Annotated in this window: 18 protein-coding genes; 14 read left to right on the top strand and 4 right to left on the bottom strand. The window is 69.6% G+C overall.

All coding sequences use genetic code 11. The annotated features are described in order from the left end of the window. Window positions 1–3 precede the first annotated feature (3 nt). Window positions 4–1,452, bottom strand: coding sequence for a hypothetical protein (locus tag G361_RS0122985; protein WP_019929468.1), 1,449 nt, complete (start codon window positions 1,450–1,452; stop codon window positions 4–6). 336 nt (window positions 1,453–1,788) lie between these two features. On the opposite strand from G361_RS0122985, the gene G361_RS0122980 reads away from it, so the two are divergent. The 8 genes from G361_RS0122980 to G361_RS47140 all read left to right on the top strand — a co-directional run bounded on the left by G361_RS0122980 (window position 1,789) and on the right by G361_RS47140 (window position 14,413). Then, the gene (locus tag G361_RS0122980; protein ID WP_019929467.1) at window positions 1,789–4,386 is read left to right on the top strand and encodes an FHA domain-containing protein; all 2,598 of its coding nucleotides are present in this window, start codon (window positions 1,789–1,791) and stop codon (window positions 4,384–4,386) included. A 175-nt stretch (window positions 4,387–4,561) separates the two neighbouring features. Next, the gene (locus tag G361_RS51100; protein WP_231386972.1) at window positions 4,562–7,444 is read left to right on the top strand and encodes a hypothetical protein; all 2,883 of its coding nucleotides are present in this window, start codon (window positions 4,562–4,564) and stop codon (window positions 7,442–7,444) included. 169 nt (window positions 7,445–7,613) lie between these two features. Next, window positions 7,614–8,057 (top strand): 50S ribosomal protein L13, encoded by a 444-nt coding sequence (gene rplM, locus G361_RS0122970; RefSeq protein WP_026343390.1) that lies wholly within the window; start codon window positions 7,614–7,616, stop codon window positions 8,055–8,057. Further along, window positions 8,054–8,596 carry a 30S ribosomal protein S9 gene (gene rpsI / locus G361_RS0122965; RefSeq protein WP_019929465.1) on the top strand — a complete coding sequence of 181 codons (543 nt, stop codon included), beginning with the start codon at window positions 8,054–8,056 and terminating at the stop codon, window positions 8,594–8,596. The genes rplM and rpsI overlap by 4 nt, the downstream gene beginning before the upstream one ends. A gap of 155 nt (window positions 8,597–8,751) precedes the next feature. Next, on the top strand, window positions 8,752–10,119 hold the full coding sequence (glmM, locus tag G361_RS0122960) for a phosphoglucosamine mutase (protein WP_019929464.1): 1,368 nt from the start codon (window positions 8,752–8,754) through the stop codon (window positions 10,117–10,119). Window positions 10,120–10,305: 186 nt separating this feature from the next. After that, the gene (locus G361_RS0122955) at window positions 10,306–10,629 is read left to right on the top strand and encodes a hypothetical protein (RefSeq protein WP_019929463.1); all 324 of its coding nucleotides are present in this window, start codon (window positions 10,306–10,308) and stop codon (window positions 10,627–10,629) included. Next, a complete protein-coding gene (locus G361_RS0122950; protein ID WP_155981557.1) occupies window positions 10,626–12,014 on the top strand; it encodes a hypothetical protein in 1,389 nt (462 codons plus the stop codon). The genes G361_RS0122955 and G361_RS0122950 overlap by 4 nt, the downstream gene beginning before the upstream one ends. Before the next feature lie 1,244 nt (window positions 12,015–13,258). Beyond that, window positions 13,259–14,413 carry a hypothetical protein gene (locus G361_RS47140; RefSeq protein ID WP_019929460.1) on the top strand — a complete coding sequence of 385 codons (1,155 nt, stop codon included), beginning with the start codon at window positions 13,259–13,261 and terminating at the stop codon, window positions 14,411–14,413. 65 nt (window positions 14,414–14,478) lie between these two features. Here the strand turns inward: G361_RS47140 and G361_RS0122935 are convergent, their stop codons facing one another. Further along, window positions 14,479–16,119: an ABC-F family ATP-binding cassette domain-containing protein gene (locus G361_RS0122935; RefSeq protein ID WP_019929459.1), complete on the bottom strand. Its 1,641-nt coding sequence runs from the start codon at window positions 16,117–16,119 to the stop codon at window positions 14,479–14,481. A 99-nt stretch (window positions 16,120–16,218) separates the two neighbouring features. Between G361_RS0122935 and G361_RS0122930 the strand changes: the two genes are divergently transcribed. The 3 genes from G361_RS0122930 (at window position 16,219) to G361_RS0122920 (ending at window position 18,417) form a co-directional block, all read left to right on the top strand. Continuing rightward, window positions 16,219–16,542 carry a DUF6802 family protein gene (locus G361_RS0122930; protein WP_019929458.1) on the top strand — a complete coding sequence of 108 codons (324 nt, stop codon included), beginning with the start codon at window positions 16,219–16,221 and terminating at the stop codon, window positions 16,540–16,542. A gap of 160 nt (window positions 16,543–16,702) precedes the next feature. Then, window positions 16,703–17,023, top strand: a complete 321-nt coding sequence (locus tag G361_RS47135; RefSeq protein ID WP_019929457.1) for a type VII secretion target — start codon at window positions 16,703–16,705, stop codon at window positions 17,021–17,023. 20 nt (window positions 17,024–17,043) lie between these two features. Next, window positions 17,044–18,417 carry a hypothetical protein gene (locus tag G361_RS0122920; RefSeq protein WP_020647646.1) on the top strand — a complete coding sequence of 458 codons (1,374 nt, stop codon included), beginning with the start codon at window positions 17,044–17,046 and terminating at the stop codon, window positions 18,415–18,417. 740 nt (window positions 18,418–19,157) lie between these two features. Here the strand turns inward: G361_RS0122920 and G361_RS0122910 are convergent. After that, window positions 19,158–20,042, bottom strand: a complete 885-nt coding sequence (locus G361_RS0122910) for a chlorophyllase/cutinase-like alpha/beta fold protein (protein ID WP_026343389.1) — start codon at window positions 20,040–20,042, stop codon at window positions 19,158–19,160. A gap of 84 nt (window positions 20,043–20,126) precedes the next feature. On the opposite strand from G361_RS0122910, the gene glmS reads away from it, so the two are divergent. The 3 genes from glmS (at window position 20,127) to pth (ending at window position 23,620) form a co-directional block, all read left to right on the top strand. Beyond that, window positions 20,127–21,989 carry a glutamine--fructose-6-phosphate transaminase (isomerizing) gene (glmS, locus tag G361_RS0122905; RefSeq protein WP_019929454.1) on the top strand — a complete coding sequence of 621 codons (1,863 nt, stop codon included), beginning with the start codon at window positions 20,127–20,129 and terminating at the stop codon, window positions 21,987–21,989. A 409-nt stretch (window positions 21,990–22,398) separates the two neighbouring features. Then, complete coding sequence (locus G361_RS0122895) at window positions 22,399–23,013, top strand: 50S ribosomal protein L25/general stress protein Ctc (protein WP_019929452.1); 615 nt, start codon at window positions 22,399–22,401, stop codon at window positions 23,011–23,013. A 22-nt stretch (window positions 23,014–23,035) separates the two neighbouring features. After that, on the top strand, window positions 23,036–23,620 hold the full coding sequence (pth, locus tag G361_RS0122890) for an aminoacyl-tRNA hydrolase (protein WP_019929451.1): 585 nt from the start codon (window positions 23,036–23,038) through the stop codon (window positions 23,618–23,620). A 5-nt stretch (window positions 23,621–23,625) separates the two neighbouring features. On the opposite strand, the gene G361_RS0122885 is transcribed toward pth, so the two are convergent. Continuing rightward, complete coding sequence (locus tag G361_RS0122885; RefSeq protein WP_019929450.1) at window positions 23,626–24,153, bottom strand: pyridoxamine 5'-phosphate oxidase family protein; 528 nt, start codon at window positions 24,151–24,153, stop codon at window positions 23,626–23,628. Between the last annotated feature and the right edge of the window lie 45 nt (window positions 24,154–24,198).

Genomic DNA, 24,198 nt, shown 5'->3' with positions numbered 1-24,198 from the left:
GGTTCAGGTGTAGCGGGATTCGCAGGTCTGCCGGCTGCCCAGCACACCGGCGCGGAAGGCGTCGACCCGGGAGAATCCGCTGGGCACCGTCCGGCCGTCCACATCGCTGGCCGCCAGGCCGTCGGCGAGCAGGCCCGAGACCGCCTTGTCCAGGTCGCCGACCGACAACGCGATGTCACCTTGGCTGGCAGCGCGTTTCGGGTCGGCGAGTTTCGCGGTGATCACCCCGGACAGGCAGGCGGCGCGCAGCGCGGGCTTCGGCCCGGCCAGTTGCTGATGCGCACTCTCCTGTACCGCCAGCGCGTATCGCGAGACCAGGACGACGTAGGCGTTGTAGTCGCCGCCGACATGGGTCGGGAACCCGTCCTGCGCAACGTCGTCCGGGGCGCCGCGGCGGGCCAGCGCGGGCAGGTCGATACCGATGGTGTTGGTCGCCGGGCAGTAGGTCACCGGTCGGGTGTCGGTGCCGTCGAGGCAGTGCAGGGTGGCGCCGTGGTAGTCGTAGGTGGGTTCCTTCGCGATCGGCAGGACCGAGGCCATCGCCTTGGTGAGTTCCACCAGATTGCTCTTGGAGACCTCGGTTTCGCCGGTGTCGTCGTCACCGAAGTTCTGCGGCAGGTTCTTCCGGCGGGCATTGACCTCGCGGATGTCGATCGCCTTGCAGCCCTTGGGCCCATCGGTGAATCCGATCTGCACGGCGGTGACCCGTTCGAAGGCCGAACCGTGCACCGCCTCGGGGTCACCGGGATTCGCGTCGCGGATGGCGACCGTGGCGGCCAATACCTTGTTGAGTCCGTCGGAGGTGTTGATCGTGAAATGCTTCGCGCCGCCCTCGGCGACGTGCCGCATGAACACCCCGGCGAAACAGTCCGCCTGCTGTTCCTTCACCAGTACCGGATCGCCGCCGGTGACCAGATGCGCCATGTTCTGCACGGCGTGGCCGTATTCGTGGGCGAGCACCATCACCACGGCCATCGGGCCGAACTGGTCGTTCATCATCGGCAGCAGTACGCCGCGATCCCAGCCGATCGTGTTGTCCAGGCGGCAATACGCGGCGTTGACCACCTGATAGGTGCTCTCCCCGCAGAACTGCTCGTCGTCGCGCTGCGGGGCCTTCGCGTCCCAGGATCGGAAGGTGGTCAGCGGTGTGAAGGAGCCGTCGAAATCGCGGTGGAACTCGTTGTTCCAGAAGGTCTGGATGTCGTCGAGGGCATCGAGGGCGAGCCGGTCCGGATCGCCGTGGTCGCCACCGGCGGCGGTCAGATCCGTATCCGGCACCCCCGGCCGGAGGCCGCTGGGCCCACTGGTGGTCGGCAGCCCGGCCACCTGGAACGGGTCGTCGTAGACCGAAACCGCGCGGCCGCTCACCGTCGACGTACAGCCGGACAGCACGGCGACCGCCGTGAGCAGTCCGGCGAGCGCCGATGTCACCTGGCGTTTCGCCACCTTCATCGATCCCCCGGGGCCGAACGTGTACCGATCACGGCCGCGGATCGGGGCGATCGGTTTCCACTCCGGACCGGGCCAGCGATCAGGCTACGACATAACTCCGCACTCGGCCCGTCGGCCCGATCCACCGCCGGCGGGTGATCTTGCCCTGGACCGTTAACTTCGGCGGCCGGAATCATGAAGAGTTAGGAGAGAGCCGGAAGTAACGCAAGTAGGCTCCACCTCGACTGGAACGTTCGCACCGACCAGCGATTTCGGGGAACTGCCGGCACCGGCCGGTGGTCATCACGAAATCGCTTGTGGCCTGCGGATATACACCCACTGATAGGCTTCGACACTATGTCACAACCGGGGGCGCCGAAGATCACTGTGCGCTATGAGGGAACGGACCGCACCTTCGACGGCGGTCAGCAGATCACGTTGGGCCGCGCACCGGAGGTGACGCTGTTCGTCGACAGTCCGCTGGTGTCCCGGGTGCACGCCACGCTCGTCTGGCAGGGCACTGCCTGGGTCCTCACGGACAACGGCAGTACCAACGGGGTCTTCGTGGACGCGCAGCGGCTGACCCGGCCCGTGTCCGTGGACCGGCCGATGCTGGTGCGGCTCGGCGATGCGATCAGCGGGCCGTTGCTGCATCTGGTGCCCCAGACGCCGGCCCGCTCGCCGCAGCGACCGGATCGGTCGGGGCCTCCTTCACAGCCGCAGCCGCACTACGCGCCCTCGGCAGGCCCAGGTCCGGCCACCCCCGCCCGGCCGATGCCGCCGCAGCGGCCGCAGTACGACCCACGGTCCGATCGCCTCCCGCGCCAGGATTCCCCGCGGTACCCGAATCCGCCGCAGCGGCAGCCGGTTCCGTCGGCCGCCGGCGCCTCGGGCCCGGAGAACGCCGTGCCGACCGGCATGGCCCCGAACGTCAACATGACGACGAAGGCCGACACCTCGAATCTGCCGCCGGTGCGGACGCGCAACTCCACGGCGCCGGTCGCGCGGGCGGACCGGATTCCCGCCGGCGGCCTGACCATCGGCCGTACCAGCGACAACCAGATCGTGGTCAACGATCCGCTGGCCTCGCGCCGGCACGCGCGCCTGATCCGCGGCGACGCCGGGCTGACCATCGAGGATCTCGGTTCGGCCAATGGCACATTTGTGAACGGCCGCCGGGAATCGCGAACAGCGTTGCGGGAACGCGACATCGTCACCATCGGCAACATCGACTTCGTCGTCACCGAGGGCACGCTGAAGCACCGGCAGAAGCCGGTCGCGGAACAGGGCCTGACCGTGCACGGCATCGGATTCACGGTGGAGGGCAACAAACAGCTGCTCGTCGACGTCAACATGTCGGCCGGGCGGGGCACCCTCACCGCGCTGATCGGACCGTCCGGCGCGGGTAAATCGACCCTGTCGAAGCTGATCGCGGGGGCCGTGCACCCGTCGGCGGGCGTGGTCACCTTCGAGGGCCGCGATCTGCACGCCGAATACGGCGCGATGCGCAGCCGGATCGGCATGGTGCCGCAGGACGACGTGCTGCATCGGCAGCTCACCGTGCGGCAGGCGCTCGGCTTCGCCGCCGAGCTCCGCCTGCCGCCGGACACCAGCAAGGAGGACCGTCGCGCGGTCATCGACGGTGTGCTGGAGGAACTCTCGCTGACCGAGCACGCCGACACCCGGGTGGATCGGCTGTCCGGCGGTCAGCGCAAGCGGGCGTCGGTGGCGCTGGAGCTGCTCACCGGCCCGTCGCTGCTGATCCTGGACGAGCCCACCTCCGGTCTGGATCCGGCGCTGGATCGCCAAGTCATGGTCATGCTGCGCGAGCTGGCCGACGCGGGCCGCACGGTGATCGTCGTCACCCACTCGGTGGCCTGCCTGGACATGTGCGATCAGGTCCTGTTGCTGGCGCCGGGCGGTAAGACGGCGTTCTGCGGCCATCCGGGCGCGGTCGGGGATTTCCTCGGCACCAACGACTGGGCGGAGATCTTCGCGCGGGTCGCCACCGATCCGGATCGGGCCTTCGCGATCTATCGCTCCCGGCAGTCCGCGGTGCCACCGCCGCCGCCTGCCGCACCGCGCGGCGAGGTCGGCCGGCCACCGAAATCCAGTGGCTGGAAACAGTTCTCGACGCTGTCGCGAAGACAGATCCGATTGATCCTGGCCGACCGCGGCTATCTGGCCTTCCTGGTGGTGCTGCCGTTCGTGCTGGGTGTGTTGTCGCTGGTGGTGCCCGGTAAGAACGGTTTCGCACCCGGACCGCTGGCGCCGCTGCCGGACGGCACGATGATCCGCACGGGCGGCGGGGAGACCCAGCAGCTGCTGGTGGTGCTGATCCTCGGCGCCTGCTTCATGGGATCCACCCTGACCGTGCGCGATCTCGTGGGTGAGCGGCCGATCTTCTACCGGGAGCGCGCGGTGGGCCTGCTGCCGTCGGCGTATCTGATGGCGAAGGTCGTGGTGTTCGGGGTGGCGGCGCTGCTGCAGGCGGCGGTGCTGGTGGCCATCGTGCTGTTCGGCAAGCAGCCGCCGGGTAAGGGGGCGTTGATCCCCTCGGGCAGCGTCGAACTCTACATCGATCTGGCGTTCACGTCCGTGACCTGTGTGGTGATCGGCCTGTTGCTGTCCACGCTGGCCAAGTCGAACGAGCAGGTGATGCCGCTGCTGGTCGTGGTGATCATGTGCCAGCTGGTGATGGCCGGCGGCATGATCCCGGTGACCGACCGGGTGGTGCTGGAGCAGCTGTCCTATCTCTTCCCGTCCCGCTGGGGTTTCGCGGCGGGGGCGTCGACGGTCGATCTGCGCGGATTGTTCTCGGCGGCCCAGCCCGACGCGCTGTGGCAGCACAAACCGGCGTTCTGGCTGCTCGACATCGGTCTGCTGCTGGTCATCACCGCGGTGCTGTCCGTGCTGACCTGGTCGCGGCTGCGACTGAAGAAGTCCGCGGCATGAGCGGACCGGCGGCGGCGGAGCCCGGCCACGGTGGCGCTGTGCGGATGCCCGATGATCATCACCTCGTGCGGCCGGTGCTTTTCCCGGCCCCGAGCGCATCCGCGCGGCAGCAGGCACACTTATGGCTGTGACGGCTCGAGTTGGGGCGGTACATCTCGGCTGGGATGTAGTGTCCGTGGCCGCAGGCGGCGGTGGTATACCGATCCGCCCGGTCCAGGTGGAAGGAACTTTTACGCCGCCGGCGTACCTGCTGGCGGATTCGACGGGACGCCTGCATACGGCGAGTACCGATATTCAGCGTCCCGACCTCGGGATCGCCGTCTCCGATGTGCGCGACATCCTGGGACATCTGCAGATCCGGATCGCCGGCGCGACCTGGCCCGCGGAACTGGTGTTCCGCGCCCGGCTGTACAACCCGCTGGCGGCGATCGGCAAACATCTGCGCGGTAAGCCGGACGTGGTCGCACTGCCGTTCCCGGACGACTGGCCCGACGGCAAGGTCGCCGAATACTGCCGCCTGGTCGAGTTGCTGGACGTGGAGACCGAGCCGCTGCCGGAGTCGGTGGCACTGTCGGGATATATGCGGGCGCTGGGACTGGTCGAGGCGCCGCAGCCCGGCCGGCCGGGGGTGGGTGCGACCGGCGTCTACTCCGACGGCCGCAGCTGCCTGGTCGTCGCGGTGCACGGCGACGACGAACAGCCGACCGAATCGGTGGGGGTGCCGATCTCGCCGGAGGCGAGCCGGGATGCGCACGCCGCCGACAATGTGGTGATCGAGGTGATGGCCGAGGCCCGGCGGATCGGCGCGGACACCTCGACCGTGCTGTTGTCCGGTAATGCGTGTTTCAACGACGCGCTGCGGCTGGCGTTCCAGAACCATCTCGGGCACCGGTTGCAGGTGGCCGATCATCCGATGCACGCGCTGGTGCTGGGGGCGGCGCATCTGCTCGTCACCGACAGCGAACGATCGGATGCTTTCCCGCCCGCCGGGCCGTCCGGCGGGGTGCCCCCGTCCGGTGGGACCGCGCCGACCGGCCCGGTGAACCGGCCCGATCCGGACCGCGGCACCGGGGCTCCGGGGCAGGCGGGTCCCGGCGGATACGGCCCGGCCGGGCCCACCGCCTTCGACGCGGGCCGGCCCACGGCGATCTCGAGTCCGGGCGCGATGGCGGCGATGCACGGTATGCCGATGTCGGCGCACGGATCGGTCGCCGGATCGAGTCATGCGCGCACGGTCCGGACGCCCACGCCGGCGCGGGCTGCCATGGGTGGCACCCAGATCGGTGCGCACGCCGGGGCCGTCTCGGATCCCACGGTGATGCTGGACCGCGCCACGCTCGGGCGGGTAGATCCAGCCGAGACGACCCGGCGGATGTCTCAGGGGCCGCGGCACGGCGCCACCGGCGAGTCCCGGCCGATCGGGACCATCCGGACCGGCGGTGGTGGTCGGCATGCGCTGCGGGAGCCGGATGAGCCGACACCGGATCCGGCGCCACCGGCACTACCGGTGAGCCGGTTCACGAGGCCGCCTGCCGTCGCGCCGGAGCCCATGCCCGCACCGCCTGAGTCCGCGCCTGTGTCGCTGGATCGTGCGCCCGCACCGCCAGAGCCCGCGCCTATGTCGCTGGATCCTGCGCCCGCACCGCCAGAGCCCGCGCCTGTGTCGCTGGATCGTGCGCTCGCGTTGCCGGAATCTGCGCCTGTGTCGCTGGATCCTGGGGCTGTGTCGCCGGAATCCGCGCCTGAGTCGCCGGCGCGTGTTCCCCTGCCGCCGGAGTCGTTGCTTGTCTCGCCGGAGTTGGGGCATCTATTGCCCCAGGAGCCGGTGGCCGTGGTGCCGGAAGACCTGGCGGCTCCGGTGGGCGATGAGCTGGCAGCCGCCGAGCAGCCGCAGCCGTTGTCGCTGTGGGACGAGGCACCGCCGTCGGCGTGGGAGGAGCTGTCGGCCAAGATGCCGGACAAGTTGTCGCCCGTGCCGCCGTTCGCACTGCTGCCCGGGTTATCGACTGTCCCTTCGGACGATGCATCTGCCGGGAGGTCCGACGAGTCGCCCGCCGTGCGGCCGGACCAGACGTCGGCCGTGCGGCCGGATGAGGTGTCGGGCCTGCCGTCGGGCGAGGCATCAGGCGCGCTGTCGGATGAGGCGTCAGGCATGTGGCCGGGCGAGGCGTCAGGCACGTGGCCGGGCGAGGCGTCAGGCGCGCGGCCGGGCGAGGCGTCAGGCGCGCTGTCGGATAAGGCGTCAGGCGCGCGGCCGGGCGCAGCGGCAGGTGCGCTGTCGGATGAACCTTCGGCTGTGCCGTCGAATCGGACGCCGACCGCGCGGCCGGATGAGACGTCGGGCATGCGGCCGGGCAAACCAGCAGGCACGCTGTCAGATGAGACGTCGGGCCAGGCCTCGGCCACGCGGTCGGATGATGCGCTGGACGTACGGTCGGGCGGGGTGCCGGGGTTGCCGCCGGATCAGGCGTCGGCTTCGCGGTCGGATGAGACATCGGACATGCGATCCGGCGAGTCGTCGTCGGGTGCGCTGCCGGACCACGCGTCGAGCATGCCGTTGGACCAGGCGTCGGGCCTGCCGTCGGACAATGGGTCGGGCCTGCCGTCGGCCGACGCGTCGGGCATGCCGTCGGATCAGGCGTCTGCCGGGTTGCCGGACGGATCGGGCGTGCGGTCGGACCAGATGTCCGCTCTGCCATCGGATGCGGCATCGGCCGTGCCGTCGGATGCGTCGCCGGGCATGGAGTCGGACCATGCGGCCGCTGGGCGACCGGATGCGGCGGTTGTGCCGCCGGATGCGGTGTCAGGTGTGCAGTCGGAGCAGGTATCGGCTGTGGCGTCGGATGAAGCGCAGGCAGTGCGGTCGGGCCAGGCATCGGCCTTGGGGTCGGATGAGGCTCAGGTTGTGCCGTTGGACGAGTCGCCCGAACCCCCGGACGAGGCAGCGGAGCAGGCGCAAGCTTCGGCCGAATCGGTCGAGTCCGTGCTCGATGTGGCGGCACCGGCCAGGAAGTTGCCGCCGCCTCAGGTCGGTCCGGGGGACCCGCACCGGCACTGACCGGGCGATTGCGGGTCGTGGCGGGCCGACTGGTATCGTCACCAGCTGGCGTGCGGTACGACGCGGTGAACAACTGTGTCGTCCCACGGGTCCCCGGGTCTCAACCGGCCGCCGGGATGGCTCGACCGTGCTCTCGGCCGGCAGTGAACCGACAGACAAGGGATCCACTGTGCCTACGTACAGCCCCAAGGCCGGTGACGTGACCCGTAAGTGGTACGTCATCGACGCCACTGACGTGGTGCTCGGCCGCCTTGCGGTGCAGGCTGCGAACATCCTGCGCGGCAAGAACAAGCCGACCTACGCTCCGAACTCCGACGGTGGCGATTTTGTCATCATCATCAATGCCGACAAGGTTGCCGTCTCCGGTAACAAGCGGCAGGACAAGCTTCTCTACACCCACTCGCAGTACCCGGGCGGTCTGAAGTCCCGGTCTGTCGGGCAGCTGCTGGAGACCCGCCCCGAGCGGGTCGTGGAGCGTGCCATCAAGGGCATGATCCCGAAGAACAAGCTCGGCAACCAGATCATCCGCAAGCTGAAGGTGTACGGCGGCCCGACCCACCCGCACACGGCCCAGCAGCCCATTCCGTTCGAGATCAAGCAGGTGGCCCAGTGACCACTCCCGAGGAAATCAACGAGACCTTCGAGGGCGACACCGCTGCCGAGGTCGTCGAAGAGGGCTACAGCTACGAGGCCGAGGCCGACACGGAGGCCGAGGGTGAGGCCGGCGCCGAGAGCGAAGCTCCCGCATTCGCCCCGATCGTGATCGATCGCCCGGTGCAGACCGTCGGCCGCCGCAAGGAGGCCGTCGTCCGCGTCCGCCTGGTTCCCGGCTCCGGCCAGTTCCAGCTGAACGGCCGCACCCTGGAGAACTACTTCCCGAACAAGGTGCACCAGCAGCTGGTCAAGTCCCCGCTGGTCACCGTCGAGCGGGTCGAGACCTTCGACGTGTACGCCCGTCTGGTCGGTGGCGGCCCGTCCGGTCAGGCCGGCGCGCTGCGCCTGGCCATCGCTCGCGCGCTGATCGAGGTCACCCCGGAGGATCGCCCCGCCCTCAAGCGCGCCGGCTTCCTCACCCGTGACCCGCGTGCCACCGAGCGCAAGAAGTACGGCCTCAAGAAGGCCCGCAAGGCTCCGCAGTACTCGAAGCGCTGACCTTGCCGCGTGCGGCTGTCTCCATCCGGCGTCCATGCGGCATCGGGTGGAGTACGGTCGTCACGGCACCTGTACGAGAGCAGGCCCCGGCACCGATATTGGTCGGTATCGCTGGGTGCCTGCTTTCGTGCTGTAACGACCTATAAGGCGAGGTAATGGGACGTTTGTTCGGGACCGACGGAGTCCGAGGACTGGCCAACGAGGGCCTGACTCCGGAGCTGGCACTGCACGTGTCGGCCGCGGCCGCGGAGGTGCTCGGCCGTGGTCGGCGGCGGGCCGTCGCGGTGGTCGGCCGCGATCCGCGCGCCAGCGGCGAGATGTTGGAGGCGGCGGTCACCGCCGGCCTCACCGGCGCGGGTGTGGACGTGTTGTCCGTCGGTGTTCTGCCCACTCCCGCGGTCGCCTACCTGACCGCGGTGTACGACGCCTGTCTGGGCGTGATGATCTCGGCATCGCACAATCCGATGCCGGACAACGGGATCAAGATCTTCGCGGCGGGCGGGCACAAGCTCGACGACGCGGCGGAGGACCGGATCGAGGAGCTGGTCCGCCGGCGCGAGTTCATCCGGCCCACCGGCGCCGGGATCGGCCGGGTGCTGAGTCAGTCCGGCGCGGACGGCCGCGTCGACGACCACTACAGCCTGGCCGGGACGCACGAACGATATGTGGAACACCTGATCGAGGCCACCGGCCGCGATCTGAGTGGGATCAGCGTGGTGGTGGACTGCGCGCACGGCGCGGCCTCCGATGTCGGGCCCGCCGCGTATCGCGAGGCGGGTGCGCGGGTGGTCGCCATCAACGCCGAGCCGAACGGCCTCAACATCAACGACCGCTGCGGGTCGACGCATCTGGACCAGGTCCAGCAGGCGGTGCGCGATCACGGCGCCGATCTGGGGCTCGCACACGACGGTGACGCCGATCGCTGCCTGGCGGTGGACGCCGCCGGCACGGTCGTCGACGGCGACGCCATCATGGCGATCCTGGCGCTGGCCATGCACGAGACCGGTGCGCTCGCCCACGACACGCTGGTCGCGACCGTGATGAGCAATCTGGGCCTGCACATCGCGATGCGGTCGGCGGGAATCACGATGCGTACCACCGCGGTCGGCGACCGCTACGTCCTGGAGGAGTTGCGCCGCGGTGGCTACGCCCTCGGCGGTGAGCAGTCCGGGCATGTGGTGTTCCCCGCGTTCGGCACCACCGGCGACGGCGTGCTGACCGGTCTGAAACTGATGGCCCGGATGGCGCAGACCGGCAGCAGTCTCGCGGAGCTGGCGAGTGTGGTGCAGACCGTGCCGCAGGTGCTGGTGAACGTGCCGGTCACCGACAAGGCCGTGGTCGCGGTCGCGCCGGATCTGCTGGAGGCGGTGGCCGAGGCCGAGCGCGTGCTCGGCGACAGCGGCCGAGTCCTGTTGCGCCCCAGCGGAACCGAGGATCTCATCCGGGTGATGGTGGAGGCCACCGACCACGATCGGGCACGCACCCTGGCCGACGATCTGGCGAAACGGGTCGCCGCGCTCTGAGCCGTGCCCGCGGGCCGCGCAATTGTGAACGCCCCCTTTTCAGCTGGTGGCCCGGGGAGTCCCGGCTGGATCGGGGGCGGGTTCGGTGTTCGCGACGTATGGTTGATTCGAATTATCAAGCGACAGCGCCGGCCCCGGACGCGGAGCCGGATCTCGCAAACACGGTTTCCGTGAGGGGGAACTACAGTGGATTCGCTGAAGCTCGATCCGGCGGCACTGGCCGCCTATACGTCCATCGCGGATTCCGTGTCACAGCAGCTGACCTCGGCGTCCGCTGTGGCCGCGGGTGCCGTGGACCCGCAGCGGCTCGCGGGTGAATTGGGTGTCGTGGGTGGTGAATTCGCCACCCGGTTCGCCGCCGCGGTGGCCGAGCACGCCCAGGCGTTGTCGACGGCGGGACAGCTGGTCGCTACCTACGGCCAGGTGTTGCGCGGGTACGAGGGCGCCGTCCGGCAGCGTGACGAGGAGACGGCCGCGGCCGTCGCGCACGCCGGGGAGGTGCTCGCGTGACCAGGACGGCCTCCACCGGTGGCGTGGGCTACACGGATCTCGATTTCGACCCGCCGATCGTCGCTCGCCTGGTGCAGCCGTTGCTGGCCTTGCGCGCCTCGCTCGGCAACGGCAGCGGGGCACCCGATCCGGCGACCGTCACCGCGTTGTCGCGGGCGACCTCGCAGGCCGCGGGTACCGAGGCGCCGCATCGCGACGGTATCCACGCGCTGGAGTCGTCGTGGAGTTCCAATGCCGCCGACGCGGCGGTTCCGGCGTTGCGCACCACCCAGACCCAGATCGGCGACATCTCCGATCGCGGCCCGGCCTATCTGGCGGTGCTGACCGCCGCGCACACCACCAGTGCCCGCGCCGCGAGCCGGGTCGACCAGATCATCGCCGACTTCCGCCGCGATGCGCGCACCATTCTGGACAGCGCGCATTCGGCGCCGGACACCGATGCGGTGATCACCCGCGCCACCCAGGCGCTGCGCGACGCCATCACCACGGTGCAGTCGGCCCAGACCGAGATGGACGGCCACACCCGCGCACTGGACGCGATGGGCCCGCTGACGGTGACGAACCCCACCGGCACGAGCACCGTCGGTTATCAGTCGGGGTACCAGTCCGGTTCGGGCCCGGGGTATCAGTACGGCAGCTCGGGTCCGGGCTACCAGTACGGCGGCCCCGATCCCTCGTACCAGTACAACGGGTCGAATTCCTATCAGTACGGCCAGAATTCGGTGACGCCGGCGCAGTACTACAGCGGTCCGCCGATGGATCCGGCGCAGGCCGCCCAGATGCAGTTGCAGCAGAACCTGATCGCGGCGGGTGTGCAGGTGGGCACCGCCGCCATCAGCGCCGGGGTCGACATCGGCACCCATCTGATCGACAAGATCGCCGAGGTCGGTTCGCATGCGATGGATGTCGTCGCGGGCGAGGTCGACAAGGCGCTGCCGGAGCTGATCCATCCGGGCAGCACCACCAACGGCGCCGGCACCGGGAACGCGAGTACCGGCGGCAGCGGCGCCAACGGTAAGCCGATCATCGACTTCGGTGGCGGTGCGTCGTCGCCGGTGACCCCGCCCGCGACGGGTCAGGGGCCGCTGGCCGGCTCCGGTGGCTACGGGCCGGACGATCCGCCGGCGTCGAGCGGTGGCGGCTCGAATTCGACTGCGGTGCAACCGGAACCGCGGGTTTCCAGCCCCGGCCCGGCCCGGTCGGCCGCACCCGAATCGGCCCCCGCACCGGGTCCCACCGGTGGGGTCGCCATGCCGCCGCCCGGCGGAAGTGGCGGCGGTCAGGATCACAAGTCGCGGGACGGCCAGCTCGGTGTGACCACCCCGGCCGAGGCGGTGATGGTCCCGGCTGCCGTCATCGGTGATTTCGGGGACGACGCGATCTGATGATCCGTCCCGACGACGAGCCCGGTGACGGGGAGGAGCCCATCGACGAGGAGGGCAACCCGTTCGACCTCGGCCTGCCGATGGTGCGCATGCCGTCCCGCCGTCCCTCCCGGCGGCGGCGCGGCGCGCGCCGGTCGACGCGGCGGCAGCGGCCCGACATCGTCGAGCCGGATCGGGTGTCGCCGGCGGATATCCTCCGCACCCACGATGTGGATCACCGCCCCGGCTCGGTGTCGATCCGTCCGCACGAGGGCGGTTGGGATGCCACGGAGGCCGATGTGCCGCCGCCTTACGAGGTTTCGTCGGCCCTTCCGAACGGCGCGGTGCTCGATCCGTCGGAGATGGGTGATTCCGGGACCGATAGGTGGGCGGAGGACCGTCGGCCCGGCGCGGTGCCGGACCTGCCGCCGGCCGAGCATCCGGGACTGGCTCCCGCACAGGAGTATTCGGCGGCGCGGCGCTCGGCGGCGAACCGGTCCGTGCCGTGGCATGCGAACATTCCCGGCGGGACGGCGAACCGACGCGGGGGCGACGAGGTCGATCGTGCGCGCCCGGAGGCAGTTCCGACACAGGGGTATCCGAGCTCTGAAGCGGTTTCTGCACAGAGCTACACGAGTCCCGGAGCCGTTCCAGCGCAGGAGTATGCGAGCCCGGAAGGCGTTCCGGGACAGGAGTATGCGAGCCCGGAAGGCGTTCCGGGACGGGAGTATGCGAGCCCAGAAGGCGCTCCGGGACAGGAGTATCCGAGCCCCGATGCGGTTCCTGGGCAGGGATACGGGAGCCCAGAAGCCGTTCCTGCGCAGGCGTATGTGGGCCCGGAAGCCGTTCACGGGCAGGGGTTCGCGAGTCCCGACCTGGTTGCTGGGCAAGGGTTCGCGAGTCCCAATGCGGTTGCTGGGCAGGGGTATATGAGTCCGGAAGCCGTTCCTGCGCAGGAGTATGCGGGTTCGGAAGCCGTTCATGGACAGGGGTTCGCGGGTTCGGAGGCTGTTCCTGGGCGCGGGTACGGGAGCCCCGAAGACGTTTCTGTACAGGAGTATTCGGCAGGTGAGCGGTCGGCCCCCGCATCGGCGAGCGGGTATCGATCTGCGGAAGAGAACGTGTCCGATGGGTCTGCGAACGGGCATCGGTCTGCGGGCGGGGGCCTGCCCGGCGGGCCGGTGAACAGGGGCGCGGCAGGCGATTCGGGCTACGCCTACCCGGACCATGGCGATTCGAACAGTGCTCCCGCGCAAGGGTATTCGGTGGCCGAGTCGTCGGCCGAGTCCGGGTACTCGGATTCGATGGGCACGTCGGCGAACGGTGACTCGGCTGACGGGTACTACTCGGCGGCCGGGTACGAAAGCGACTCTCCGGCATCGGGATTCACCGCGGGTTATCCGGAGGCATATCAGGGCGGTCCAGCCGGGACCGGGGACGGCTACTCGGCGCAGTACGACTACTCGCAGGTCGAGCCCGGCCCCGGTTATCCGCTGACCGGATCCCAGCACGGTTATCCGCTGATGGAGCCCGCGAGCGGCTATCCGGTGGACGAGGGTGCGAACGGGTACGCGGCAGGGGATTCCGGATGGGCAGAGGTCGGTCCGGGACATGCGGACGACGAGGAGCGGTCCGGGGATTGGGAGCAGTGGCTGGATGCGAGTGTGCCGCGGGCAGAACCGCATGCGCTCGCTCCGCACGTGCGGATCCGGGGTTACGAGGCCGACGAATACGAGGACGACGATCGGGTCGTGGCCCCGTCGCTCGTCGACCGGTCCGGCGGGAATGCCGGTCTGCGACTTCGGCATCCGCGCCGTGGCAATCGCAACTCGGAACGCAGCACCGGTGACAAGCCGATGGCTATGCTGATCATGGTCGGGCTCGCGATCGTCGTGGTGGCGGTGCTGCTCATCGTTATCCACACGGCACGGCACCGGACGCCGAGTACGGTCTCGGCGTCTTCGGCGCGGGTGCCGGCCGTCGTGAGTTCCGGCGCCGCGGGTACGTCCACCGTCGCCGCACCGGCCGGCGCGATCGCGGCCGACGGGTGCGAGCAGCGGCACAGTGCCGATGTGACCTCCGGCACCGATCCGGGCGGTACCGGCAGCGGGCCGGATGCCATCTTCGCGTTCGAGCGCGCCTACTACGTGCAGCGGTCGGGTTTCGCGGCGCGGGCCGTGGTCGCCGACGACGCCACCGTGCCGCCCGCCGACCAGATCCAGCGCGGCATCGATCAGCTGCCAGCCGGTACCCGCTACTGCGTGCAGGTCACCCGCGGCGGCGACGCCTCGGACGCCGGCCAGTGGGAGGTACGGCTCACCCAGCAGAAGCCGGGCGAACAACCGCGCACCTTCACCCAGATCATCACCACCCGCAACGCCGGCGCCCGCACGCTGATCACCACGATCGCCGGGGCCTAGGCGGTCAGTGTCATCACGATCGCCGGGGGCTGGGTGGTCACCACGATTGCCGGGGGCTGGGCGGGTCAGTGCGATTCGGTGAGACGCCCCCGGTCCAGGTGCCAGCGGCGGGTGGCGCGGATGCTGTCGAGCATGCGGCGGTCGTGGGTGACCAGCAGCAGTGTGCCGTCGAAGGATTCGACGGCCTGCTCCAGTTGTTCGATCGCGGGCAGGTCGAGATGGTTGGTTGGCTCGTCCAGCACCAGCAGGTTGACCCCCTTCGCCTGTAGCAGCGCGAGTGCTGCGCGGGTGCGTTCACCGGGGGAGAGGGTGTCGTCGGGCCGCTGCACGTGCGTGCCGCGCAGGCCGAATTTGGCGAGCAGGGTGCGCACGTCGGCCTCGTTCCGATCCGGGATCTGCGCGCCGAAGGTGTCCACCAGGGAGTCGTTGCCGCGGAACAGGTTACGGGCCTGGTCGACCTCGCCGATCGCGACACCCGAACCCAGCGTGGCGGTTCCGGTGTCCGGCTTCAGTTTTCCGAGCAGCAGCGCCAGCAGGGTGGATTTCCCCGAGCCGTTCGCGCCGGTGAGCACGATCCGGTCGCCCCAATCGACCTGTGCCGTCACGGGTCCCAGCGTGAACTCGCCGCGGGTGACCGTCGCCCCGGACACCGTCGCCACCACCGAACCGCTGCGCGGCGCGGCGGCGATCGACATCCGCAGCTCCCATTCCTTGCGCGGCTCCTCCACCGCGTCGAGCCGCTCGATGCGGCGCTGCGTCTGCCGGACCTTCGACGCCTGCTTCTCCGTCGACTCCTGGCGCATCTTCCGCCCGGCCTTGTCGGAATCCTTGGTCTTGCGGCGGGCGTTGCGCACACCGTGTTCGAGCCAGTTGCGCTGCATCGTCTGCCGGGCCTCCAGGCCGGACCGGGTGTCCGCGTACTCCTCGTACGCCTCACGCGCGTGCCGCCGGGCGATCTCACGCTCGGCGAGGTACGCCTCGTAACCGCCGTCGTAGACACCGACCTGCTGCTGCGCGAGATCCAGCTCCACGATGCGATTCACGGTGCGCGCCAAGAACTCCCGGTCGTGGCTGATCACCATCAGCGGCACCCGTACCGCGGTCACGAACTGTTCCAGCCGGTCCAGCCCGTCCAGGTCGAGATCGTTGGTGGGTTCGTCCAGCAGCAGAATGTCGAAGCGGGACAACAACACCGACGCCAGACCGGCGCGGGCGGCCTGGCCGCCGGACAGTGCGGTCATCGGGGTGTCCAGACCCTCGGGCAACCGGTCGGTGAGGCCCAGATCGGCGGCCACCTCCTCGGCCCGCTGATCCAGGTCGGCGCCGCCGAGGGCGAGCCAGCGTTCCAGCGCCGGGGAGTACTCGTCGTCGCCGCCCTCGCCGAGCCGCTCGGCCGCGGCGTCCATGACCTGCTGCGCGGTCGCGACGCCGGTGCGGCGGGACAGGAACTGCAGCACCGTCTCGCCGGCGATCCGCTCGGGTTCCTGTGCGAGATAGCCCACCGTGGCATCCGGCGGGCTGAGGGTGATCTGCCCGGTCCGCGGATCGTGCTCGGCCAGCATGCGCAGCAGCGTCGACTTGCCCGCGCCGTTCACGCCGACCAGCCCGATCACGTCGCCGGGGGCCAGCACCAGATCGAGGTCGCTGAACAGGGTTCGCTCACCGTGCCCGGCGGCCAGACCGTGTGCATGCAGTGTCGTGCTCACCAGAAGAGTCTGGCGGGTGACCACCGGTCGGCTGCGGGCGGGCCACGGGGATGTCACGATGGGACCGACATCTCGCCGTACCCACCGTGAGAGGGGCCCATGATCACCTCGGAGGATCTGTCCGGTCCGGACCCGTCGACCGTCGACGCGCACACCGACCTCGGCGGTCTCGGCGCGGTGGAGCTGCATCCGACCCAGGATCTCGGCGGCCCCGCCGATACGGAAACCGTCCACGGCGATCATTCCCTCGACATCTGGACCGATCTCGACCACGACGGCCTCGCCGACCACGTCACCATCGTCGACACCGACGGCGACTACTCGGCCTGGGAGTTCCACCACCACGCGGACGGCACTACGGAATGGGTCCGCACCGACCGCGGTCACCTCGGCGACACCGGGCAGGCGAACCGCAGCCGGTGAGTACCGGTTCGTGCGCAACGAGCCAGGCGGCCGTGCGCCGGCCGATCCGAGGTGTCGCACCGGCCGGGTGGAACCGTGGGCCCGCCGAGTGCGTCGAACGAGTAATCGGGCAGCCGGAACACGGCTCGCCGAGCGCACCGGACCGCGACGGAGGGCGGATATGAACGGCGGGAACGAGCTTCGTGTCGATCCGGCAGGGCTGCGACAGCTGGCGGATCGGGTAGGGCAGTCGGCCGAGGCGCTCGCGCGTTGCACGGAACCGTTGGGCGACAGTGGTTTCGGCGCCGGGACCGATGCGGGCCGTGACTACGCCGGGCAGGGGGCCGCGGTCCGCGCAGGGGTGGAACGACTCGCCGGCCGGCTGCGGCAGTGGGGCACGGCGACCGCCGCGACAGCGACCGCGATGCACGACGCGGCCGATTCATATGCCGCCGCCGAGCAGAACAATGCGCACGGTGTCGCGGGCACCGGCGACCACTGACGAACGCGCTGGAGAACGCGATGCCGAATCCTCATCGGGACCCGGGGCCCCAGGGCAGTGTCGACGACATCCTGGATTACGGGTCGTACGGACTGCGGTACTTCCTCGATTTCTACCCGCAGTATTGCCGGGTATTCGGGCCGATCCCGGAAATCGGTTCGGGCACAGCCGGATTCGAGCGAGTGTACGACCAGGAACGCGGTATGGACCTGGTGGGACTCGCCGGCCTCCAGCAGCAGCTGACCACCGCGCTGTCCGGTGCGAGTGAACAGTGGGACGTGCAGCGGCAACTGCTGAACGGGTTGCCGGACGTCTGGAGCGGTGGACGGGCCGCGGATACGGTGACGACCGGATGGTCCGATCGGATCAGCGCCGCCGAACAGGATCTGCGGCACGCGCAACAGGCCGCGGCCGCGATCGGCGCCGCCACGACGGCCCTGCGCTCGGCGGTGTACAGCAAGGCCGCCGCCACTCTCGAACTCCTCGAACAGGGCGAGGCCACCATCGGCGGCAAGACTCCCGAGGACGTCCGCGGGCTGGTCGACGAGTACCTCACCCGGCGGGCGGACGAGTGGCTGCGCAGCACATTCAAACCGGATGTCGAGAACAAGACCCGGATCTTCATCGAACTCTGCCGCCGCACCCGCGGCGCGATCGAACAGCACTACGGTCTGGTCGCGCAGGCCCTGAACGACCTGCCCGACCCAGCGGCGACCGTCGGTTCCTTCGCCGAGCGGCCCGATCCGACTCACCCGCCGAGCGCGGACCGCCGGGAGTACTCCCGTCCCGGTACTCCGCATATCCCGGACATCGTGAACGGCCTCGCCGCACTGAGCCCGCTCGCGAATGCCGCAGAGTCCCTGCTCTCGGGCCTGGGCACGGCGATCGGCCAAGGCGCCGGTGAACTGCCGGACCTGCTCCGGCACGGAGCCGATCAATTCACGACGGTCCTGGACCAGTTCCTCGGCGCGCACCCGATACCCGCCGATCCGGGCGCGCCCGCAACAGAATTCGACATCGCGGGCCGCCACCTGAAGCTCGCCGTCGCCGACGGCACACTGCACGTGGATCTCACCGACGGTGACGATCACAAGATCTACACCGTCACGCTGGACGACCACGGCAACCCGGTGATCACCACAGAAAACCACGCCACCGCCGCACCGGAACCACCGCCCGACACCCCCGGCCCGCAGGACCGACAGTCTCCCACCGACCGGAAACCGCAGGCGAACAACGATTCCCCGAACCCAGCCGATCCCCGACAACCTCCTCCACAGCGACAGCCACAGCCACAGCCACAGCCGGATTCACCTCCGGCCGACGGTCATTCGCCGACGAGCGCGAGCCCCTTCGACAGTGGCGCAGATCTGTCCGAGGCCGGACCCCTCTGACCGCTCGACCGCGAGAGAATCACTCGTATGGACTACGCGGCCGAAATAGAACGCCACGCGGCCGAACACGCTCACCGAATGAGCCTGCTGCACGACGAACTGGACGAGATCAAGCACCGGACAGCCGCGAACGACCGAGCTGCCGCGCGGCGAGCAGGATCCGCCCGGCCGGACAGCGCCGACCCCGCCGAGACGCCAACAGATCCGGCGCAAGGGCACCGAGCGTCAGATCCGGAGCAAGAGCACCGGGTGTCTGATCCGGCGCGAGAGCACGCCGAACACACTCGCGATTCCACAGCGCCGCAGAGCGAACCGCGCTCATGGCCGGAGACCGGGTCGACTGTAGGCGCGACCGTCACCGGGAACCCGAATCCGCTTGCGGCCGTGGACCGACCGATCACGGACGGACGGCCCGAGCACCGGGAACAGTCCGCCGAACCATCGCCGATCTCCGACCGCAGTACCGGCCCGGATCTGCTCGCGAACCCACCCGCGTTCGAGGATGCACCGCGCGAACAATCGCAGCCACCCGCGGAACCCATCGATACCACGGCCCAGGAAAGCGAACAATCAAGGCGCCGAGCCGAATTGCGCGCCGCGGTCGCCCGATCAGCTGCTGCCCGCCGGGCCAACGACGTGGTGGGACCGTCCGATCCGGAGGAACCATACTACCGCCCGCGCTGGACCTGACCGGCGCTGTTCCGGAGCTGGCCGAGCGCTGTAGCTGGAGCCGACCGCCGTTATTTGCGCAGCAACTGCACCAGTTCCACGACCTGCCGCCCGGACAGCCGCCGGCTCTCCTCCTCGATCTCCTCGAGTTCGGCATCGGCCGGTTCCGGGTCCACCACCGACGTGTGCGACAGCTTCGCCTCGGGATCGGCGAAGGCCGCATAAGCCTTGTCGCCGAGCAATTGATACGTCAGATAACCCACCAGCAGGGCCCGGGTATAGCGCTCGGTCCGCGGCTCGTGCTTGCCCGCGCCGAGGGTGGCGAGGAGGCGGCGGCCCGCGACCATGCCGTTGTGCGAGGCGTTGTCGACCGTGCGCAGCACCACCGGTCCGGCCCAGGCCCGGGCCAGCGGGATCGCATTGCCGTCGACCGAGGCGATATCGCTCTCCCCGGCCAGGATCAGCGCGGGCGCCTCGATGCCGGCGGCGAGCGACTCGGCCGCCGGGGCAGTGGGCGCCGGATACAGGGCCGCGACCGCGCCGACCGGCCGTTGCGCCGCGGCGATCACCGCCGCACCCGCACCCATGCCGTGCCCGGCCAGCGCCACCCGCTCCGGATGTACGGTCACATTGCCGTCGCCGAGGCGCACTCCGGTCACGATATCCAGCGTGGTGAGCAGATCGCCGGCCAGGTTCAGATGCGAGGGCACCGGCCCGCGCTCGGAGTCCGGGGCGGCGGCCACGAAGCCCCACGACGCCAGATGCTGCAACAGCCGCACGTAATTACCCGCGCCGGCCAGCCAGCCGTGCCCGAAGGCCACGGCCGGGAGGTTGGTGCCCTGCTCGGGCGTGAACACCACACCGGGTTGCCCCGCGACGGCCAGATTGCCGCCGAGCACCCGGTGCGGCCCGGGGCTCGTGAGGAGTTTCAGGAGCGATTTCACAGACGCCGACACATCCGAAACCTTACCGGCCGGTCAGAGTGAAGCGATGCCGTCGGACACGGCAATCGAACGCCGCTCCCAGTAGGGTGGTCAACCATGTGCGGAATCGTTGGATACGTCGGGTATCGGGACGCTCTCGGCGTCGTCGTTGACGCGCTGCGCCGCATGGAGTACCGCGGATACGACTCCGCCGGTGTCGCGATTCTGGACGGTGCGGGAACCGTCAACGTCGAGCGCCGGGCCGGTCGCCTGGCGAATCTGGAGGCCGCACTCGCCGAGGCGGGTGCGGCCTTCGCGGGCACCACGGGTATGGGCCACACCCGCTGGGCCACCCACGGCGCACCCACCGATCGCAACGCGCACCCGCACCGCGACGTCACCGGGAAGGTGGCCGTGGTGCACAACGGCATCATCGAGAATTTCGTCCCGCTGCGCCGGGAGCTCGAGGACGCGGGCGTGGAACTGCTCAGCGACACCGATACCGAGGTCGCGGTCCACCTGGTCGCGAACGCCTACGAATCGGGCCCGACCGCGGGCGATTTCGTCGGCAGCACGCTGACCGTCCTGCGCCGCCTGGAGGGCGCGTTCACGCTGGTCTTCACCCACGCCGACCATCCGGGCACGATCGTGGCGGCCCGGCGATCCACCCCGCTGGTGGTGGGTGTCGGCCACAACGAGATGTTCATCGCCTCGGATGTCACCGCGTTCATCGAGCACACCCGCGAGGCGGTGGAACTCGGCCAGGACCAGGCGGTGGTGATCACCGCCGACGGCTACACGGTCACCGATTTCTCCGGTGCCACCGGCGTGCCGATCCGGCCGTTCACCATCGACTGGGATCTCGCCGCCGCCGAGAAGGGCGGCCACGACTACTTCATGCTGAAGGAGATCGAGGAGCAGCCGGCCGGCGTCGCCGACACTCTGATCGGGCATTTCGCCGGCGGGCGGATCGTGCTGGACGAGCAGCGGCTCGCCGATCAGGAGTTGCGCGAGTTCGACAAGGTCTTCGTGGTCGCCTGCGGCAGTTCGTATCACGCGGGCCTGCTGGCCAAGTACGCGATCGAGCACTGGACCCGGCTGCCGGTCGAGGTGGAGCTGGCCAGCGAGTTCCGTTATCGCGATCCGGTGCTGGACCGATCCACGCTGGTGGTGGCGATCTCGCAGTCGGGGGAGACCGCCGACACGCTGGAGGCGGTGCGGCACGCCAAGGAGCAGAAGGCCCGCGTGCTGGCGATCTGCAACACCAACGGCGCTCAGATTCCCCGCGAGTCCGATGCGGTCCTCTATACCCGTACGGGTCCCGAGATCGGCGTGGCGTCGACGAAGGCGTTCCTGGCCCAGATCACTGCCAACTATCTGGTCGGGCTGGCGCTGGCCCAGGCCCGCGGTACCAAATATCCGGACGAGGTGGCCCGCGAGTTCGGCGAGCTGGAGGCGATGCCGAGGCTGGTCGAGCGGGTGCTGGATTCGGCGGAGGATGTGCGGGCCATCGCCCGGCAGTTCGCGCACGAGCGGACGGTGCTGTTCCTCGGCCGGCACGTCGGCTATCCGGTGGCGCTGGAGGGTGCGCTCAAGCTCAAGGAGCTGGCGTACATGCACGCCGAGGGTTTCGCCGCCGGTGAACTGAAGCACGGCCCGATCGCGCTGATCGAGGACGGCCTGCCGGTGATCGTGGTGATGCCGTCGCCGAAGGGTCGCGCGGTACTGCATTCGAAGCTGCTGTCCAACATCCGGGAGATCCAGGCGCGCGGCGCGCGCACGATCGTGATCGCGGAGGAGGGCGACGACACCGTGCGCCCGTTCGCCGATCATCTGATCGAGATCCCGGTGGCGCCGACCCTGTACCAGCCGTTGCTGTCGACGGTGCCGTTGCAGATCTTCGCCGCCGAGGTGGCCCAGGCCCGCGGCTACGACATCGACAAGCCGCGCAACCTGGCCAAATCCGTCACGGTCGAATAGGCAGGCGCCGGTCGGGGTGCGCACCGCCGCCGATCGGCTGATGCGCGATCTCGCCGCCCGTTCGGGACGGCACCAGGTCGACCGGTACGCTGCCACCTTCCGTACGGCTGTGTGAGATGTCTCGCAGTGACCGGCCGCCCATCCCACTGCGCGAACCGGACAGCGGGGGGTAGGTTGAAAAAAGCACACGCCATCGGGCGGGGGCCGTTCATAGGCGTCCCGGTTGGCGTGTTATTGTTCCCAGGTTGTCTCGGCGAGGGTGAGGCACACTCAGTGTCCTCACCGTGATCGACGTGGCTCGGCTTACCGGTCGTCCCATCGGTCCTTTCGTCGGACGAGTAGACCCTTTGCCAGGGCAGACCCTGGCCAGCAGCAGACCGCCCGGATAGCCGTAGGAGTAGATCTAGCCATGTCCGACGCCAGCCTTCTCGAAGCCACCGTACGCACCGAGTTCGGCAAGGGTGCTGCCCGCCGCACTCGTCGTGACGGCAACGTCCCCGCCGTGCTGTACGGCCACGGCGAGGCCCCCAAGCATCTGTCGCTGAACGCGCAGGCGTTCGCCGCGATCCTGCGTGAGCACGGCACCAACGCCGTGCTGAACCTGGAGATCGACGGCACCAAGCAGCTCGCCCTCACCAAGTCGGTGGTGGTACACCCCATCCGCCGCTACATCGAGCACGCCGACCTGCTGATCGTCCGCCGGGGCGAGAAGGTCGCCGCCGACGTGAACATCACCCTGACCGGTGAGGCCGCCTCGGGCACCCTGGTCACCCAGGAGACCACCACCGTCAGTATCGAGGCCGACGCGCTGAACATCCCGACCTCGCTGGAGGTCTCGATCGAGGGCATCGCCGCCGGCACCCAGATCACCGCCGGTGAGATCGTGCTGCCGCGGGGCGTCCAGCTCGCGGTCGCCGCGGAGACGCTGGTCGTCAACATCATCGCCGCGCCGACCGCCGAGGCGATGGAGGCCGAGGGTGGCGAGGCTCCGGCCGCCGAGTCGGCCGAGGGCGAAGCCGAGTAATTCCGGCACACAACGGTTTTCGATGACCGAATCCACGGCGTCCGGGCCGGCGCTCGTGGTCGGCCTGGGTAATCCCGGGTCCGAATACGAGCGCACCCGGCACAATGTCGGTTTCATGGTCGCCGACGTGCTCGCCGAGCGCGTCGGCGGTCGTTTCACCGTGCACAAGAAGTCGGGCGCCGATCTGATCGAGGCCCGGCTGGACGGGCGCAGAGTGCTGCTGGCCAAGCCGCGCTCGTTCATGAACGTATCCGGGCGCCCGGTGGCGGCGCTGGCCAAATTCTTCTCGGTGCCGCCGACCGAGGTGATCGTCGTGCACGACGAACTCGACCTCCCGTTCGGCACCATCCGGCTCAAGCGCGGTGGCGGCGAGGGCGGCCACAACGGATTGCGCTCGCTGTCCAGCGCACTCGCCACCAAGGACTATCTGCGGGTGCGCTTCGGCATCGGCCGGCCGCCGGGCCGCCAGGATCCGGCCGATTTCGTGCTGAAGCCGTTCGCCACCGTGGAACGCAAGGATCTGCCGGTATTCGTCGAACAGGCCGCCGACGCCGTCGAGCTGCTGTTGCGGGCGGGCCTAGAACCCGCCCAGAACCAGCTGCACTGAACGCGTCAGTCCGGGAACGTGAACCGGGTCTGGGTGTAGGGATTCTTCCCGAACGCCAGCACCTTCCGCGGCGCGACCGCGAACACCAGGCCGGTACGGTCCCCGGCATCGCGGAAGGCGTCGTCGCCCACCTCGAAATCCCAGTCCAGCTTCGTTTTCCACAGCCGGGCCAGCTGCGCGAGGACCTCCCGGTCGGTGACCCGGATCGCCTCGCCCTCCACGATCACGTCCAGACCCGCGCGCAGCGTGTTGGTGCCGGTGGTCAGCACACAGCGCGGGTCCGCCGCCAGATTGCGCGCCTTCTGCTCCTGATCGCCGGTGCAGATGTGCAGTCGGCCGCCGTGCCAGATCGCCGGGATCGGCGTCACGTGCGGGCGGCCGTCGGCGCGCACGGTGGACAGCCAGAACATCTCCGATCCGGCCAGTACGTCCCGCACTGCGGACCACGGCGGCGGAGTGGAATCGGGTTCGCTGAAGCGGGCGTCGAAATTCGCTACGGGCTCGGCTGCGAGCGCGGGTTCGGCTGCGGGCATGATGCCGCCTTCCTGTCCGGGATCGGCTGTCGCAGTTAGGACGGC

Origin of the sequence: Nocardia sp. BMG111209 (assembly GCF_000381925.1) — a bacterium.
Lineage (GTDB): Bacteria > Actinomycetota > Actinomycetes > Mycobacteriales > Mycobacteriaceae > Nocardia.
The sequence above is the reverse complement of the archived record's forward strand: the minus strand, read 5'-3'. Positions and strand labels throughout refer to the sequence as shown.